Annotated in this window: 14 protein-coding genes; 3 read left to right on the top strand and 11 right to left on the bottom strand. The window is 67.0% G+C overall.

Going from position 1 to position 15538, the window contains the following annotated elements; genetic code table 11:
* Nucleotides 1-108: 108 nt before the first annotated feature.
* From V3B64_RS21760 to V3B64_RS21735, 6 genes are all read right to left on the bottom strand, one after another.
* On the bottom strand, nucleotides 109-1533 hold the full coding sequence (locus V3B64_RS21760; RefSeq protein ID WP_032128221.1) for a sensor histidine kinase: 1425 nt from the start codon (nucleotides 1531-1533) through the stop codon (nucleotides 109-111).
* A 25-nt stretch (nucleotides 1534-1558) separates the two neighbouring features.
* Nucleotides 1559-2242: a response regulator transcription factor gene (locus V3B64_RS21755; RefSeq protein ID WP_004136763.1), complete on the bottom strand. Its 684-nt coding sequence runs from the start codon at nucleotides 2240-2242 to the stop codon at nucleotides 1559-1561.
* Between the two features lie 73 nt (nucleotides 2243-2315).
* Nucleotides 2316-2690: a hypothetical protein gene (locus tag V3B64_RS21750; protein WP_329914955.1), complete on the bottom strand. Its 375-nt coding sequence runs from the start codon at nucleotides 2688-2690 to the stop codon at nucleotides 2316-2318.
* Between the two features lie 212 nt (nucleotides 2691-2902).
* On the bottom strand, nucleotides 2903-3934 hold the full coding sequence (gene dusA / locus V3B64_RS21745) for a tRNA dihydrouridine(20/20a) synthase DusA (protein ID WP_329914954.1): 1032 nt from the start codon (nucleotides 3932-3934) through the stop codon (nucleotides 2903-2905).
* A 206-nt stretch (nucleotides 3935-4140) separates the two neighbouring features.
* Nucleotides 4141-4791 (bottom strand): DUF6338 family protein, encoded by a 651-nt coding sequence (locus tag V3B64_RS21740; protein WP_121505118.1) that lies wholly within the window; start codon nucleotides 4789-4791, stop codon nucleotides 4141-4143.
* Nucleotides 4792-4935: 144 nt separating this feature from the next.
* Nucleotides 4936-6399, bottom strand: coding sequence for a SulP family inorganic anion transporter (locus tag V3B64_RS21735; RefSeq protein WP_121505117.1), 1464 nt, complete (start codon nucleotides 6397-6399; stop codon nucleotides 4936-4938).
* 242 nt (nucleotides 6400-6641) lie between these two features.
* On the opposite strand from V3B64_RS21735, the gene V3B64_RS21730 reads away from it, so the two are divergent.
* Both V3B64_RS21730 and V3B64_RS21725 read left to right on the top strand, forming a co-directional pair.
* Nucleotides 6642-7598: a cation transporter gene (locus V3B64_RS21730; RefSeq protein WP_032128195.1), complete on the top strand. Its 957-nt coding sequence runs from the start codon at nucleotides 6642-6644 to the stop codon at nucleotides 7596-7598.
* Between the two features lie 111 nt (nucleotides 7599-7709).
* A complete protein-coding gene (locus tag V3B64_RS21725) occupies nucleotides 7710-8135 on the top strand; it encodes an organic hydroperoxide resistance protein (protein WP_049399846.1) in 426 nt (141 codons plus the stop codon).
* A gap of 147 nt (nucleotides 8136-8282) precedes the next feature.
* On the opposite strand, the gene mmsB is transcribed toward V3B64_RS21725, so the two are convergent.
* From mmsB to V3B64_RS21700, 5 genes are read right to left on the bottom strand one after another with little or no spacing between them, the layout of a single operon-like run.
* A complete protein-coding gene (mmsB, locus tag V3B64_RS21720; protein ID WP_110710762.1) occupies nucleotides 8283-9173 on the bottom strand; it encodes a 3-hydroxyisobutyrate dehydrogenase in 891 nt (296 codons plus the stop codon).
* The gene (locus V3B64_RS21715) at nucleotides 9170-10345 is read right to left on the bottom strand and encodes an enoyl-CoA hydratase/isomerase family protein (RefSeq protein WP_121505116.1); all 1176 of its coding nucleotides are present in this window, start codon (nucleotides 10343-10345) and stop codon (nucleotides 9170-9172) included. Before V3B64_RS21715 ends, mmsB begins: the two co-directional genes overlap by 4 nt.
* Complete coding sequence (locus tag V3B64_RS21710; protein ID WP_121505115.1) at nucleotides 10342-11139, bottom strand: enoyl-CoA hydratase; 798 nt, start codon at nucleotides 11137-11139, stop codon at nucleotides 10342-10344. Before V3B64_RS21710 ends, V3B64_RS21715 begins: the two co-directional genes overlap by 4 nt.
* On the bottom strand, nucleotides 11136-12302 hold the full coding sequence (locus tag V3B64_RS21705; RefSeq protein WP_121505114.1) for an acyl-CoA dehydrogenase family protein: 1167 nt from the start codon (nucleotides 12300-12302) through the stop codon (nucleotides 11136-11138). Before V3B64_RS21705 ends, V3B64_RS21710 begins: the two co-directional genes overlap by 4 nt.
* Before the next feature lie 14 nt (nucleotides 12303-12316).
* Nucleotides 12317-13822, bottom strand: a complete 1506-nt coding sequence (locus V3B64_RS21700; RefSeq protein WP_004136619.1) for a CoA-acylating methylmalonate-semialdehyde dehydrogenase — start codon at nucleotides 13820-13822, stop codon at nucleotides 12317-12319.
* 115 nt (nucleotides 13823-13937) lie between these two features.
* Here V3B64_RS21700 and V3B64_RS21695 point away from each other — a divergent pair, with 115 nt between their 5' ends.
* Complete coding sequence (locus tag V3B64_RS21695) at nucleotides 13938-15305, top strand: short-chain fatty acyl-CoA regulator family protein (RefSeq protein ID WP_049421469.1); 1368 nt, start codon at nucleotides 13938-13940, stop codon at nucleotides 15303-15305.
* The last annotated feature ends 233 nt before the right edge of the window (nucleotides 15306-15538 follow it).

Genomic DNA, 15538 nt, shown 5'->3' with positions numbered 1-15538 from the left:
CCTTGGCAATGCCACCGAAGTTCATGAGGTTGCCGGCCAGCGGCCGGCACTACCGGAACACTACGCGCTGTTGCGCCAGGCGATGCCCGGCGGACGGGAACGCGCGGATTACGGCCCCGGCGGCAGGCGCACTTCGAAACGGGCGCCGCCCAGTTCCTCGGAGCGGCCTACAGCCAGTTCACCGCGATAATCCTTGATCAGGTCCTGCACGATCGACAGGCCGATGCCGTGGCCCTGCACGCGCTCGTCGCCACGCACGCCACGCTGCAACACCTTGCCGATGTCGTCCGGGGCGATGCCCGGGCCATCGTCGTCCACCGCCAGCAGCAGGCCGGCGCGGCGCGCGTTCGGTGCCGGCAGCGGCTGCGCGGTCAGCAGCACGCGGCGGTTGGCCCACTTGAAGGCGTTTTCCAGCAGGTTGCCGAGCAGTTCCTGCAGGTCACCCGGTTCGCCATGGAAGCGCGCGGCCGGGTCGATGTCGAACTCGCACAGCACGCCCTTCGAGGCGTAGACCTTTTCCAGGCCACGCACGATTTCCTCGGCGTTGGATTCGATCGGCAGCGGCGCGGAGAACAGCTTGTGGCCCGACGACGCAGCACGTGCCAGCTGATAGGAGACCAGGTTGTTCATGCGCTGCAGCTGCACGTCCAGCTCCTCGCGCAGCGCGCCATCGCCCGCGCCACTGTCCATCTGCGTGCGCAGCACCGCAATGGGCGTCTTCAGGCTGTGTGCCAGATCGGCCAGGGTGTTGCGCTGGCGCTCGAGATTTTCGCGCTCGCTTTCAATGAAGGCGTTGATGCTGTCGGTCAGCGGTTCCAGCTCGCGCGGGTGGCGCTCGCTCATGCGCGCGGTCTCGCCACGCTGCACCTTGGTCAGCTCGGTGATCACGCGGCGCAGCGGGCGCAGGCTCCACTGCAGAATGACGGTCTGCAGCAGCAGCAGGATCAGGCCGATGCCGCCCAGGTAGAACCACACCCGGCCACGGAACACCCGCAGCTGCGCACCCAGCGCGCGCGAGTCTTCCATCACGTAGATGGTGTACGGGAATTCGGTGGCGGGATCGGCGTCGGCGTCCCACACCAGGCCCAGGCCATAGCGGTACACCGAGCCCTGGCTGCCGTCGATCTGGATCATCGGCAGCGGGCCTTCGAACACTTCCTGGCGTGGCGCCAGCAGGCCGCCGCCGACGGTGGGCAGCATCGGGCCTTCGGCGGACATCGAGTTGCCCTTGCCGTGCGGCATCACCACTTGCAGGTACAGGCCACTGCCCGGCACGTCGAAGCGCGAATCCGGCGGCTGCTCGCGGATGTACAGCGAGCGGTCGCGGGTGAAGTCGATGCCGGCCGCGTAGGCCGTCGCGTAGTTCTTCAGGCGCTCACGCAGGTTCGCCTTCGCCGTATCGGCGAAGGCGGCGTCGAGCGCGTAACCGGCCAGCGCCAGGAACGCGACCAGGCCCACGGACGCGGCGAGCATCTGGCGCGCCTGCAGTGAGCGCGGCCGCCAGCGTCGGAAGAACCACAGACGGCCGGACATCATGGTATCGCCAGGGTGAGCCGGCTCAGCCCTCGTTGCGCGGGATCGCGAAACGGTAGCCGCGACCGCGCACGGTCTCGATCGGCTTCAGTTCGCCATCCGGGTCCAGCTTCTTGCGCAGGCGGCCGATGAACACTTCCAGCACGTTCGAGTCGCGGTCGAAGTCCTGCTGGTAGATGTGCTCGGTGAGATCGGCCTTCGAGACCAGTTCACCGGCATGCATCATCAGGTACTCCAGCACCTTGTACTCGTAGCTGGTCAGGTCGACATTGCTGCCGGCCACGCTGACGGTCTGGGCGGCGAGATCCAGCGCAACCGGGCCGCATTCCAGCGTCGGCTTGCTCCAGCCAGCGGCGCGGCGCAGCAGCGCGTTGACGCGGGCCAGCAGTTCTTCGACGTGGAACGGCTTGACCAGGTAATCGTCGGCGCCCTGCTTCAGGCCCTCGACCTTGTCCTGCCAGCTCGAACGCGCGGTCAGGATCAGCACCGGGAACTTCTTGCCTTCGTCACGCAGGGCCTTGATCAGCTCCATGCCCGACATCTTGGGCAGGCCGAGGTCGATGATGCCGACATCGAACGGAACTTCGCGCCCCATGTAGAGGCCTTCCTCGCCGTCCTGCGCAGCATCGACGGCAAAGCCTTCGCGCTTGAGCCGGGCTGCCAGGGTCTCACGCAGCGGGGCTTCGTCTTCGACCAGAAGGATACGCATGAACTCTCCCTAGTGTCCTGGGTGTGGCCCGGAGGCCTGTGGGGTACGGGTTGATAGCGACAACTATCCCTGTTCAGGGGTTATCGCCGCGTAGTGATGACATATCCGACCGCGGCGTGCGCGGCTGTGAACGCGACGGCGCGGGGTCGTCCATGTAGCGGACCCGGCCCCGATCGTCCATGTACTTCACCCGGTTGATATCACGACCATCGAACGGCACGCGCTCGGCGCCGAGGATGTGGCCGCCGGTGGTGCGCTGCACGCGGCGCACGGCATCGGACAGCGACCGCTCGTCGCCACGGCCACCGCGCTCGCCCCGCTCCATCATCTCCGCCCGCCCCTGGTCGCCGCGCGGCGGCTGTTGCGCCAGCGCCGAAGACAGCGGCACAGCCGACAGGACCACGCAGGTGGCGAAGGCAATGCGGCGATGGAAGGGAGCGGAAGACATCGATGCGATCCTAGCCGAGCACGGCGATTCGTTCAAAAGTCGTAAATCCGGCGCCGGGTTCGAAACCCAGCGTTTTACAAATCTTTTGCAAATTCTTGGTTTACAGCAGTGAATCCGGTCTGAACTTTTCCGGCCCTGCGCCCGAGTCGTTCAGCTAAGTGAACATTCGGGACGAATCGCCGTCCCTTGTCAAGTCAGGAATGTGACTGCGGTCACGCTGCGGCGCGATCAGCTTCGCGGTCGGTGACCGCCAGGGCCTGTTCGATCAGGCTCCAGCCGGCGCCCAGACGGTGTGCGCCCTCGCTCAGCACCTGGCGGAATGCGCGCCCACCGGGCTGGCCGTGGAAGAGGCCGAGCAGGTGGCGGGTGATGTGCTTCAGCGCCAGGCCTTCGCCCAGCTGCGCCTCGATGTAGGGGCGCATCGCGCGCAGCAGGTCGCCACGGGCCTGCAGCGGGGCGCCGGTGTGCAGCGCCTCCAGCTGATGCAGCAGGTAGGGGTCGTGGTAGGCCGCGCGGCCCAGCATCACGCCATCGACGTGCGCGGCCTGCGCCTGCACCGCCTCGATGCTGGCCAGGCCGCCGTTGATCACCACCGGCAGTGCCGGGCGCTCTTGCTTCAGGCGGTAGGCCCAGTCGTACTTCAGCGGCGGAACCTCGCGGTTCTCCTTCGGCGACAGGCCCTTCAGCCACGCGTTGCGCGCGTGCACTACCACCATCGCCGCTCCGGCGGCGACCTGGCGGTCGACGAAGCTGGCAAACACGTCGTAGTCGTTGTCCTCGTCCACGCCCAGGCGGCACTTCACCGTCACCGGGATATCAACCGCGTCGACCATCGCCGCGACGCATTCGGCCACCAGCGCCGGCTCGCGCATCAGGCAGGCGCCAAAACGCCCGGCCTGCACGCGGTCGGACGGGCAGCCGCAGTTGAGGTTGACCTCGTCATAGCCCCACTCGGCGGCGATGCGCGCGGCCTGCGCCAGCAGCACCGGATCACTGCCACCCAGCTGCAGCGCCAGCGGCTGCTCGCTGCGGTCGAAGCCGAGCAGGCGCTCGCGGTCGCCGTGGATGACCGCGTTGGCGTGCACCATTTCCGTGTACAGGCGCGCGCCAGGCGCCAGCACGCGATGGAACACGCGGCAATGGCGGTCCGTCCAGTCCATCATCGGGGCAACGGACAGGCGCAGGGAATCGGCGTAACGGGCGGTGGCGGACGTCATCGGGGCATTGATCGTGGAGACTGGCATTGCCAGTGAGATCAATAGTTTACACCGGGCGGCTGAATGCGCCCGGTCAGCCGCGCGGCGAGCGCCGGTTGGGCCCGGCTCCCGCTGGCGGCCGGGGCGGGCTGGGCGGTGGCGGCGGACGCTTCCTGCCCTCGGGGAGCTTGGGGTTCGCGTTCTCCATGGATACGACCAACTGGTCCAGTGGTGGGTTGGAACCCTTCCTCAACTTAGCCATCGTCTGTCTCCTGGAGAATCTCGACCCACTGCACATCCACTGCGTGAATCAGTATGCCATCGAGCTGCGGAAGCTCGACCACGGCGGGGCTGGCCACGGGATCCGCTGCTGGATCGGCACCTTCATCGGGTGGATCCGCATCCACCAGCCAGGCCGGCATCTGCATGTAGAACTGTCCCGCAGCGGGGCTGATCGGCCACTCCTTGGGATAGCCGGTCAATCGACGGCCATCCTTCAATTGCAGCACCACGAAGGCAGGACGCGTACCGAGCACGCAGTACCACTCGCTCGGGTGGGATGTCCTCGTGGTGAAGCCTGCACGACGGAGAACCCTGTGGAGGGAATCCTTGTTCGCAGCGAGGGCCAATCCTGCCCCCAACAGTGCGGCGAGGACGAAACCCCATAGCAGGCTGCTGGTCTCGGTCCAGGTCCCCAGCACAAAGCAGCTACCCGCCAGCAGGAGCATCAGTTCGGTGAACTTGACCAGCACCTGGACCGCGAAGGTGAACACCAACGCTTCCACGGTCCGTTCGAACTGCGGCGGCTTGGGATGGGATGTCAGCCCATAGAACACCCATGCAGACAGGAAACCCGGCAGCAGAAAGGTCAGCAGCGTGGTGGCGTTGTTGAAGAGCGAATCCATTCCGGCAGAAGTACTCCGTCGTGAGGATCACAACGGAGCACGATCACAGCGATTCTTCCACCCTGGGTGGGGTTCACAGGCTGAAGATGCAGCAACACCAACAGCGGCCATGGCGTTGCAGTTGCCCCACGAGAGCCGATAGCGTCAATGCGCGCTGCCAGCAGCGCCTTTGCCACCCACCTGCTCAATGAGGGTCTGGCTGGCCGCATTGAGCCCCACCACCGTCACCTCCGCACCGTGCGCGGCCAGCTTTTCCTGCGCCCGCTCCAGCGCGGCCACGGCAGTCAGATCCCACAGGTGGGCATCGCGCAGATCGATCTGCACCTTCGGCGCCACGTGCTGGTAATCGAACGCTGCACCCAGCTGCCCCGCCGAGGCGAAGAACACCTGCCCGCGCACGCGATAGACCTGCGTGTCACCGGCATCGTCGCGCTGCACGTCCAGCATGCGGCCAACCTTGCGCGCGAAGAACAGGGCCGACAGCAGCACACCGCTGAGCACGCCCTTGGCCAGGTCGTGGGTAGCCACGGTGACCACCACGGTCAGCAGCATCACCGCAGAGGAACTGCGCGGATGCGTGCGCAGGTCGCGCAGCGAGCGCCAGCTGAAGGTGCCGATGCTGACCATGATCATCACCGCCACCAGCGCCGCCATCGGGATCTGCCGTACCAGATCGCTGCCGTACACCACCAGCACCAGCAGGAACACGCCAGCCACCAGGCAGGACAGGCGGCAGCGGCCACCGGAGGTCACGTTGATCACCGACTGGCCGATCATCGCGCAACCGGCCATGCCACCGAGGAAGCCGGTGACCGTGTTCGCCACGCCCTGGCCGACACATTCGCGGTTGCGCTCGCTGGGCGTCTCGGTGATGTCCTCGACGATCTGCAGGGTCATCATCGATTCGAGCAGGCCGACCACCGCCAGCGTGGCCGACACCGGCAGCAGGATGCGCAGCGTTTCCCAGGTGAGCGGCACATCGGGAATGAGGAAATGCGGCAGGCTGTCAGGCAACTGGCCCATGTCACCGACGCTGCGTACGTCAACGCCGAAGCCGATCACCACGGCGGTCAGCACCACAATGGCCACCAGCGGTGATGGCACGGCGCGGGTAAAGCGTGGCAGCAGGTAGATGATCGCCAGCGCGGCGGCGCACAGCACATAGACCGTAGGCCCGCGACCGATCAGCTCGGGCATCTGTGCCAGGAAGATCAGGATCGCCAGCGCGTTGACGAAGCCGGTGATGACCGAGCGCGAGACGAAGCGCATCAACGAGCCCAGCTTGAACACGCCGGCCAGCACCTGCAGCAGGCCGGCCAGGATGCTGGCGGCGAACAGGTACTGCAGGCCGTGGTCCTTGACCAGGTCGACCATCACCAGCGCCATCGCACCGGTGGCGGCGGAGATCATGCCGGGGCGGCCGCCAGCAATGGCAGTGATGACGGCAATCGAGAACGCGGCGTACAGGCCAACCTTGGGGTCGACGCCGGCAATGAGCGAGAACGCGATGGCCTCGGGAATCAGGGCCAGGGCGACGACGATGCCGGACAGCAGGTCGCCACGGATGTTGCCGAGCCATTGCTGGCGCAGGGGGTAGGACGTTTGCATGGGAAAGCTCCGCGCACAGGCGGGCGTGGCCGCATGGCGCTGCAGTGGAAAGACACGGGTTCCTGAGCCGGGCGGGCCGGCTGCCGATGTGCGGCAAGGGTCAGGGTGGCGTGATCACTGCTGGGAGGCGTGGGTGCGTGGGAGGGACGCAGTCTACGGGAAGCGACCCCACGGGGGTAGCGCGGATGGCCGGCGAAGGCAGCGAAAGGCAGCGGAGCCTGGCTCCGCTCTACAATTGAACCATGGCCGCCAACCGCCCGCAGTTCTTCGACCCCGCCACCGAACAGGGCGTGCTGCGCCTGTCGATCGCCGCCTCGCTGCTGCTGGCCGCCGCCGCAGTGGTGTTCGGCCTGCTGGCCAATTCCTCGCTGATCATCTTCGACGGCATCTACGGCCTGATCGACGTGGTGATGACCTGGCTGTCGCTGCTGGTGGCGCGCCTGATCGCGCTGTCCACACAGACCGATGCGCTGCAATCGCGGCTCAACCAGCGCTTCACCATGGGCTTCTGGCACCTGGAGCCGATCGTGCTGGGGGTGAGCGGCACACTGATGATCGGTGCGGCGCTGTATGCGCTGGTCAATGCGGTGGACGCGTTGATGTCCGGGGGCCGCCATATCGCGCTCGGCCCGGCCATCGCCTTCGCCGGGCTGTCGATCGTGGGCGAAGGCGCACTGGCCTGGTTCATCCTGCGCGCCAACCGTCGCATCGGCTCGGAGTTCATCGCATTGGACGCGAAGAACTGGGTGATCGCGGCCAGCATGTCGGCCTGCTACCTGCTGGCTTTCCTCGGCGGCGTACTGGTGCAGGGCACGTCGCTGGCGTGGGTCGGGCCGTACATCGACCCGGCCATCCTCGCCTTCGTCTGCGTGCTGGTGATGATCGCCCCGCTCGGCACGGTGCGCCGGGCGCTGGCCGGCATCCTGCTGGTCACCCCGCCGGAACTGCAGGCCCATGTGGATGCAGTGGCACGCGGGATCGTGGCCAAGCACGGCTTCGTCGAGCACCGCAGCTACGTGGCCCAGGTGGGGCGTGGCGAGCAGATCGAGCTGTTCTTCGTGGTACCGGAAAACGACCCGCCGCGGCCCCTGGTGGAATGGGACCAGCTGCGCGACGAGATCGGCGATGCACTGGGCGAGGCCTCGCCGGACCGCTGGCTGACCATCATGTTCACCACCGACCGCGAATGGACGATCTAGGCTGGCAGGACGATCGATCAAATTTTTCGTACGCATTGCAACCCAACGTACGCGGAAACCGGGCAAAGTAGGCTCCAACGCAACACCCACCCACCGACCAGGAGCATCCCGATGTCCATCGAAAAGGTTCTGTACACCGCCCAGGCCACCTCCACCGGCGGCCGTGAAGGCCGTTCCGTCTCCTCCGACAACGTGCTGGATATCCAGCTGTCGACCCCGCGCGAGCTGGGCGGCGCCGGCGGCCCGGGCACCAACCCGGAACAGCTGTTCGCGGCCGGCTACTCGGCCTGCTTCCTGGGCGCGCTGAAGTTCGTGGCTGGCCAGGCCAAGGTCGCGCTGCCGGCCGACACCACCGTGACCGGCAAGGTCGGCATCGGCCAGATCCCGACCGGTTTCGGCATCGAAGCCGAGCTGACCATCAGCGCTCCGGGCGTGCCGCGCGAGCAGCTGGAAGAGCTGGTGCAGAAGGCGCACATCGTGTGCCCGTACTCGAATGCCACGCGCGGCAACATCGACGTGACGCTGGTCGTTGCCTGATGGGGAGATGCCGGCCAGCGGCCGGCACTACCCGCGCCAGAGCAAAAAAATGGGCGGATGCCGGTCGAAACCGAACATCCGCCCATCCCACCTTCGTTGTCCCGCACGGGGGCATGAGGTTGCCGGCCAGCGGCCGGCACTACCAGGTCACTTCTCGCTCGTGATGAGCTGCACGACGCTGGAGAAGTCCAGCTTGCCGCGGCCGGCCTGGTGGTTCATCGAGTACAGGTTGCGGGCCACTTCGCCCAGCGGGATCGAGGCGCCGACACTCATCGCCGCTTCCACCGCCAGGCCCATGTCCTTCAGCATCAGGTCACTGCCGAAGCCGCCGCTGTAGCCGCGCGAGGCCGGGGCGTTTTCCAGCACGCCCGGCCACGGGTTGCACACTTCAGTGGCCCAGCTGCGGCCGGTGCTGACCGCCATCATCTGCGACAGCACCTTCGGGTCCAGCCCATGCGCCACGCCGAGGGCGATGGCTTCGCCGGTGACCGCCATGATCACGCCCAGCGCCATGTTGTTGCACAGCTTGGCCACCTGGCCGGCACCACTGGCGCCGACATGGAAGATGTTCTTGCCCATCGCCTGCAGCACCGGGCGAGCGCGCTCCAGCGCATCCTCCTCGCCACCGACGATGAAGGTCAGGGTGCCGGCCTGGGCACCGGCGGTACCGCCGGATACCGGCGCGTCGATCATCTGCAGGCCACGTGCGGCAGCGGCTTCGGAGACCTTGCGGGCGCTGGCCGGGGCGATCGTGCTGCAGTCGATGACCAGCGCACCGGCCGGGATCGCGCCGAGGATGCCGTCGTCGCCCAGGTACACGCCTTCGACGTGGCGGCTGGCCGGCAGCATCGAGATCACCACCTCGGCATCGGCCAGGGTTTCGCGCGCCGACGCGGCCGCGCTGGCACCGGCATCGACGGCGGCCTGCACCGCGGCCGGGACCAGATCGAACACGCGCACGGTATGGCCGTTCTTGACCAGATTGGCGGCCATCGGGCCACCCATGTTGCCCAACCCGATGAATGCAATGCGGCTCATGCAAGGCTCCTTTCAACAAGGGGAGTGCCCAGGTCGGCCAGCGGATGCGCGGCATCGGCCCAGGGGGAAGCGAAGAACGTGTCGGCCCACGCGCCGGTGGCCTCGGCCAGGGTGGCCGGGTTCCACTGCGGATTGCGGTCCTTGTCGATCAGCAGCGCGCGGATGCCTTCGGCGAAATCACCGTGGGCGGCGCAATGCAGGGCGACGATGTACTCCAGGCGGTAGATCGCGGCCAGGTCCTGACCGGCACTGCGGCGCTGCAGTTCGTACGACAGCCGTGCCGAACCGGGTGCACCGGCGGCGAGGGTCTTCTGTGCGGCCTGCAGCCAGGCATCGTCGGTCTGCAGACCGGCAATGCGCGCAATGATGGCCTGCAGGTCATCGCCTTCGCACAACGCATCAACCTGCGCCGCATTGGCCAGCAGCGGGCCGGTGGCGGCGTCACTGGCATGCGACTGCAGCAGATGGCTGAGCCGTTCGTGGTTGTGTGCGGCGTTGCTGGACCACGCGACCTGCAGCAGCGCGTCGAACACCGCGCTGCGGCGTTCTTCGGCCACGTGCACATCGGCCAGGCCGGCGTAGATGGCGTCGCCCGGATTGAGCAGCGCGCCGGTCAGCGCCAGGAACAGGCCGCTCTTGCCGGGTACACGCGGCAGCAGCCAGCTGCCACCCACATCCGGGAACAGACCGACGGTGATTTCCGGGAAGGCCAGCTTGGAGCGCTCGCTGACCACGCGGTGGCTGGCACCGGACATCAGGCCGATGCCGCCGCCCATGACGATGCCGTGGCCCCAGCACAGGATCGGCTTGGCGTAGGTGTGGATGAGGTAATCGACGCGGTACTCAACGTCGAAGAACTCAGCGGCGTAGTCGTTCTCGCGGATGTCGCTGCGGCCGGCCTCGCGGAAGGCGGCCATGCTCTTGTACAGGCTGTGCAGGTCTCCGCCGGCGCAGAACGCCTTTTCACCGGCGCCCTGCAGCACCACCATGGCGATGCCGTCGTCGTCAGCCCAGGCATTCAACTGCTTCAGCAGCAGGTGCGCCATCGGCAGCGAGAAACCATTGAGCGTGCGCGGCGCGTTGAGCGTGGCGATGCCGATGCGCGTGCCGTTGCCGGCCACGCGCTCTTCGAACAGCACCGGTGCGTCGTCGGCAGCGGTGTCGGTGCTCATGCGTTCTTCCATTGCGCAGCGCGCTTTTCCAGGAAGGCGGTCACGCCCTCGACCTGGTCGGCGGTGTCGAACAGATCGACGAAGGCTTCGCGTTCGGCCACCAGCGCCGAAGCGTGGGTGCCGGTGCGGGTGGCCTGCACCAGGGTCTTGCAGGCGGCGATGCTGGTCGGGCTCTGCTTGCCGGCCTTCTTCGCCCATTCCAGCGCCAGCGCCTTGGCTTCGCCCTTGCCGACCTTTTCTTCGGCCAGGCCAATGCGCAGTGCGGTGTCGGCGTTGATGCGCTCGCCCAGCAGGATCATGCGCTTGGCCCAGCCCTCGCCGACCAGGCGCGGCAGGTTCTGGGTGCCACCGGCGCAAGGCAGCAGGCCGACGGTGGCCTCCGGCAGCGCGACCTGGGCATGGTCTTCGATGATGCGCAGGTCACAGGCCAGCGCGCATTCCAGGCCACCGCCCATGGCGTAGCCGTTGATGGCGGCGATCGACACGCCACGGAACGCGGACAGCGCTTCGAAGGCTTCACCGAAACGGCGCGCGGCTTCACGCGCAGCGGCCTTGTCGCCGGAGGCGAACTGGTTGAGGTCGGCACCGGCGGAGAAGAATTTCTCGCCGTCACCGGTGATCACCAGCGCGTAGATGTCGCGGTCTGCGTTGAGCGCGCCCACCAGGTCGCGCAGCGCCGACAGGCTGTGCACGGTCCAGGTATGCGCCGGCGGGTTGTTCAGGGTGACCACGGCGGTGTGGCCATCCACCTCGACCTTCAGGCCCACGTGCTCCTGGGTACGCCAATCCTTCATCGCAGTTCCTCTTCGGTGTTGAGCAGGTGACGGGCAACGATCACCCGCATGATCTCGTTGGTGCCTTCCAGGATCTGGTGCACGCGGCAGTCACGCAGCAGGCGCTCGATCGGGTATTCGCGGATGTAGCCGTAGCCACCATGGATCTGCAGTGCTTCGTTGCAGACGTTGAAACCGGCATCGGTGGCGAAGCGCTTGGCCATCGCGCACCAGACGTTGGCATCGCTGGCACCGGCATCGAGCTTGCGCGCAGCGGTGTGCACCATCTGCCGGGCGGCCACCAGCTGGGTGACCATGTCTGCCAGCTTGAACTGCAGGGCCTGGAACTCGGCCAGTGCCTTGCCGAACTGGCGGCGTTCGCCCATGTAGCGGCGTGCAGCGTCCAGCGCACCCTGCGCGGCGCCCAGCGAGCAGGCGGCGATGTTGATGCGGCCGCCATCGAGCCCCTTCATCGCCAGCTTGAAGCCGCCACCTTCCTCTCCCAGAAGGTGGCTGACCGGTACGCGGACGTTTTCGAAGGTGATGCCACGGGTGGGCTGGCTGTTCCAGCCCATCTTCTCTTCCTTGCGGCCGAAGCTGATGCCCGGCAGGTCGGCCGGCACCGCAATGGCGCTGACACCGCCGGCACCGGCACCACCGGTACGCGCCATCACCACCAGCAGCTCGGTGGCACCGGCGCCGGAAATGAAAGCCTTGGAGCCGTTCAGCACATAGAAGTCACCGTCGCGCACGGCGGTGGTCTTCAGCGAGGCCGCATCGGAACCTGCACCCGGTTCGGTCAGGCAGTACGAGGCCAGCTTGCTGCCCGAGGACAGATCGGTTCCCCACGCATCGCGCAGCGCCGGCTGGCCCCACTTGGACACCATCCACGACGCCATGTTGTGGATGCTGATGTACGCCGCGGTCGACGGATCGACGTTGGCGAGCTCCTCGATGACGACGGCGGCGTCCAGTCGGCTCAGGCCGCTGCCGCCCACTTCCGGGTCCATGTACAGACCGCAGAAGCCCAGTTCACCGGCCTTGGCGATCGCCTCGCGCGGAAAGATGCCCTCCGCATCCCATCGCGCGGCGTGCGGCGCCAGTTCGGCCTGTGCGAAGTCGCGCGCCGCCTCGCGGTACGCCTGCTGCGCTTCTTCCAGTTCCGTCGTCATCGAGTGGCTCATGGCTGCTCCTGCCGTTACTTCAGGCTGATCGTGGTGTTGACGCCATGGCTGAGCGTCTCGTCATCGAACCAGCGCGCGGTGACCGTCTTGGTCTGGGTGTAGAACAGCACCACCTGCTTGCCGTACGGGCCCAGGTCGCCCAGCTTGGACGCGCGCGAACCGGTGAACGAGAACAGCGGCACCGGCACCGGGATCGGCACGTTGATGCCGACCTGGCCGACGTCGATGTCTTCCTGGAACTTGCGCGCGGCCGCGCCGGACTGGGTGAACAGTGCGGTGCCGTTGCCGTTCGGGTTGCTGTTGACCATCGCGATGGCCTCTTCCAGCGTCTCTGCTTCGAGGATGACCAGCACCGGCCCGAAGATTTCTTCCTGGTAGATGCGCATGTCGGTGGTGACACCGGCAAAGATGGTCGGGCCAACGAAGTTGCCCTTCTCGAAACCATCGACCTGCGGCTTGCGGCCATCGAGCACCAGCTTGGCGCCCTGCTCCACGCCCGAGGCGATCAGGCCTTCCACGCGCTCGCGGGCGCTGCAGGAAATGACCGGGCCGACGTCGGTGCCGGCGACGGTGCCGCCGCTGACCTTCAGGGTCTTGGCCTTGGTGACCAGGTCCTGCACCCAGTTGCGTGCTTCACCCACCAGCACCAGGGTGGACGCGGCCATGCAGCGCTGGCCAGCGGCACCGAAGGCGGCACCGACCATCGCGTTGAGGGTCTGCTCCTTGTTGGCGTCCGGCAGCACCACGGCGTGGTTCTTGGCGCCCATCATGCACTGCACGCGCTTGCCGGCCAGCGAGGCACGGTTGTAGACGTGGGTGCCGACGCGGGTGGAACCGACGAACGACACCGCCTTGATGTCCGGGTGGTCGCAGATCGCGTTGACCACTTCCTCGCCGCCGTGGACGACGTTCAGCACGCCCTTCGGAATGCCGGCTTCCAGCGCAAGCTCGACCAGGCGCATGGTGACCATCGGGTCCTGCTCGGACGGCTTGAGGATGAAGGTGTTGCCCGTTGCAATCGCCATCGGGAACATCCACAGCGGGATCATCGCCGGGAAGTTGAACGGGGTGATGCCGGCGCACACGCCCAGCGGCTGCATGATCGAGTAGGTGTCGACGCCGGTGGCCACGTTGTTGGCCAGCTCGCCCAGCTGCAGGTTGCCGATGGCGGCGGCGTGCTCGACCACTTCCAGGCCGCGGAACACATCGCCTTCGGCGTCCGGCAGGGTCTTGCCCTGTTCGGCGGTGAGGATGTGGGCCAGCTCGCTCATGTTCTCGCGGATCAGCTGCTGGTACTTCAGGAAGATGCGCGCGCGGGTGCCGATCGGGGTCTTGCGCCAGGTCTTGAAGGCTTCCTTGGCGGCGGCGACGGCGGCGTCCACTTCGCCGGTGGTGGCGAACGGCACCTTGGCCAGCACGTCCTGGGTGGCCGGATTGATCACGTCCTGCCAGTGGGAGGTGGCCGATTCAACGAACTGGCCATCGATCAGCATGCGGATACGGGGCGCTGCAACAGTCATGACGACAATCCCACAGGGTGCGAAAGATGCTTGGCATTATTCACAGCGCCCACCTCGATTTCCGGGCTGAATCCGCTTAATCTGGCCAACACGCCAGACGATTCATGTTAATTCTGTGAATTATTCAGCCCCCCAGCGACAACTTGGCCTGCGCCTGCTGCGGCTGCGCGAGCAGCGCGGCTACAGCCAGGCGGATCTGGCACGGGCGCTGGGGCTGTCGGCCAGCTACCTGAACCAGATCGAGCGCAACAAGCGCCCACTGACCCCGGCTGTGCAGAAGAAGCTGGGCGAGGTATTGGGCGACGTTTCCGCACTGTTCGACGAGGATGAGCCCGCCGCCCTGCAGGAAGCCCTGGGCGAAACCCTGCGCGACCTGGGCCTGGCCGAGGTCAGCGCCACCGAACTGCGCGCGCTGGCCGGCAACCTGCCGCAGGTCAGCCGCGCGCTGCTGGACCTGCACCGCCGCCACCTGGCGCTGCGCGAGCATGCCGCGGCGCTGGAATTCCAGCTGGGCGAGCCCGGCGCCGGCAGCACCCTGCCCGCTGGCGACCAGGTACGCGAATTCTTCAACCGCATGCACAACCACATTCCCGAGCTGGACGAGCTGGCCGAGCAGCTGTTCGCCGAGTGGGGGTTGTCGCCCGGGCACGTGGCACCGCGGCTGCGCCAGCTGCTGGCCGACCGCCATGGCGTGCTGGTGGAGGTGGCCGCACTGCAGGCCGGGCGCGAAAAGCGGCAATACGATGCCGGTGCGCGGCGGCTGTGGCTGCCCGATTACCTGGAGCCCGGCCAGCAGGCGTTCCAGATGGCCGCCGAGCTGGCGCTGCACGGCTACCTGCCGCAGATCGATGCGGTGGTGGCGCGCGCCGGGTTCACCGACGACGCGCGCATCGCGCAGGCGCGGATCGGTCTTTCCAACTATTTCGCCGGCGCGCTGGTGATGCCGTACATGCGCTTCCTGCGTGCGGCGGAAACCAGCAGCTACGACATCGAACTGCTGGCGCATCAGTTCGGCGTCGGCTTCGAAGCGGTCTGCCACCGGCTGAGCACGCTGGCGCGACGCAGTGCGCCTGGCCTGCCGTTCTTCTTCATCCGCGTAGATCGCGCCGGCAACGTGTCCAAGCGTCATTCGGCCACCGATTTCCACTTCTCTCAGGTAGGTGGGTCGTGCCCGCTGTGGATCGTCTACGAGGCGTTCAACCAGCCCGGCCGCATCCTTACCCAGACCGCGCGCATGCCCGACGGGCGCCGCCATTTCTGGCTGGCGCGGCAGGTCAGCAGCGGCCCGGTCGGCCATGGCCAGCCACGCAAGACCTTCGCGGTGGCGCTGGGCTGCGATCTGCAACATGCCGAGCGGCTGGTGTATTCGCTGGGGCTGGATGTGCAGAGCCCGGGCAATTCGGTGTCGATCGGGCCGGGTTGCCGGGTGTGTCCGCGTGAGGACTGCATGCAGCGCGCGTTCGCGCAGTTGCCGGGGCGGTAGGGTTGGTTCGGCAGGGCTGCGTCCTGCACCTGCTTCAATCCAAGGCAACAGCAAAAGCAACAGCGGGCTTTCCGTGGGATGGCGGGGTGGATCCGGTTGCGGGGGACGCTGCAAGTCCCCCTCCGGGGCCCGGCCCAGCCGCTGGCGGCTGTGCGTTCGGGCGCTTGCGAAGCAATGCTTCGCAAGCAAAGCGCCCTCACCCATGTAAGCTCGGTCGCCGCTTGCTCGTGTGC

Source organism: Stenotrophomonas sp. SMYL86 (assembly GCF_036320025.1).
Taxonomy (GTDB): Bacteria; Pseudomonadota; Gammaproteobacteria; order Xanthomonadales; family Xanthomonadaceae; genus Stenotrophomonas; species Stenotrophomonas maltophilia_A.
The sequence above is the reverse complement of the archived record's forward strand: the minus strand, read 5'-3'. Positions and strand labels throughout refer to the sequence as shown.

Bases quoted from the DNA above. Each gene is read 5' to 3' on its own strand.
- V3B64_RS21760 (WP_032128221.1), bottom strand. From the start codon at position 1,533: ATGTCCGGCCGTCTGTGGTTCTTCCGACGCTGGCGGCCGCGCTCACTG.
- V3B64_RS21755 (WP_004136763.1), bottom strand. From the start codon at position 2,242: ATGCGTATCCTTCTGGTCGAAGACGAAGCCCCGCTGCGTGAGACCCTG.
- V3B64_RS21750 (WP_329914955.1), bottom strand. From the start codon at position 2,690: ATGTCTTCCGCTCCCTTCCATCGCCGCATTGCCTTCGCCACCTGCGTG.
- dusA (WP_329914954.1), bottom strand. From the start codon at position 3,934: ATGCCAGTCTCCACGATCAATGCCCCGATGACGTCCGCCACCGCCCGT.
- V3B64_RS21740 (WP_121505118.1), bottom strand. From the start codon at position 4,791: ATGGATTCGCTCTTCAACAACGCCACCACGCTGCTGACCTTTCTGCTG.
- V3B64_RS21735 (WP_121505117.1), bottom strand. From the start codon at position 6,399: ATGCAAACGTCCTACCCCCTGCGCCAGCAATGGCTCGGCAACATCCGT.
- V3B64_RS21730 (WP_032128195.1), top strand. From the start codon at position 6,642: ATGGCCGCCAACCGCCCGCAGTTCTTCGACCCCGCCACCGAACAGGGC.
- V3B64_RS21725 (WP_049399846.1), top strand. From the start codon at position 7,710: ATGTCCATCGAAAAGGTTCTGTACACCGCCCAGGCCACCTCCACCGGC.
- mmsB (WP_110710762.1), bottom strand. From the start codon at position 9,173: ATGAGCCGCATTGCATTCATCGGGTTGGGCAACATGGGTGGCCCGATG.
- V3B64_RS21715 (WP_121505116.1), bottom strand. From the start codon at position 10,345: ATGAGCACCGACACCGCTGCCGACGACGCACCGGTGCTGTTCGAAGAG.
- V3B64_RS21710 (WP_121505115.1), bottom strand. From the start codon at position 11,139: ATGAAGGATTGGCGTACCCAGGAGCACGTGGGCCTGAAGGTCGAGGTG.
- V3B64_RS21705 (WP_121505114.1), bottom strand. From the start codon at position 12,302: ATGAGCCACTCGATGACGACGGAACTGGAAGAAGCGCAGCAGGCGTAC.
- V3B64_RS21700 (WP_004136619.1), bottom strand. From the start codon at position 13,822: ATGACTGTTGCAGCGCCCCGTATCCGCATGCTGATCGATGGCCAGTTC.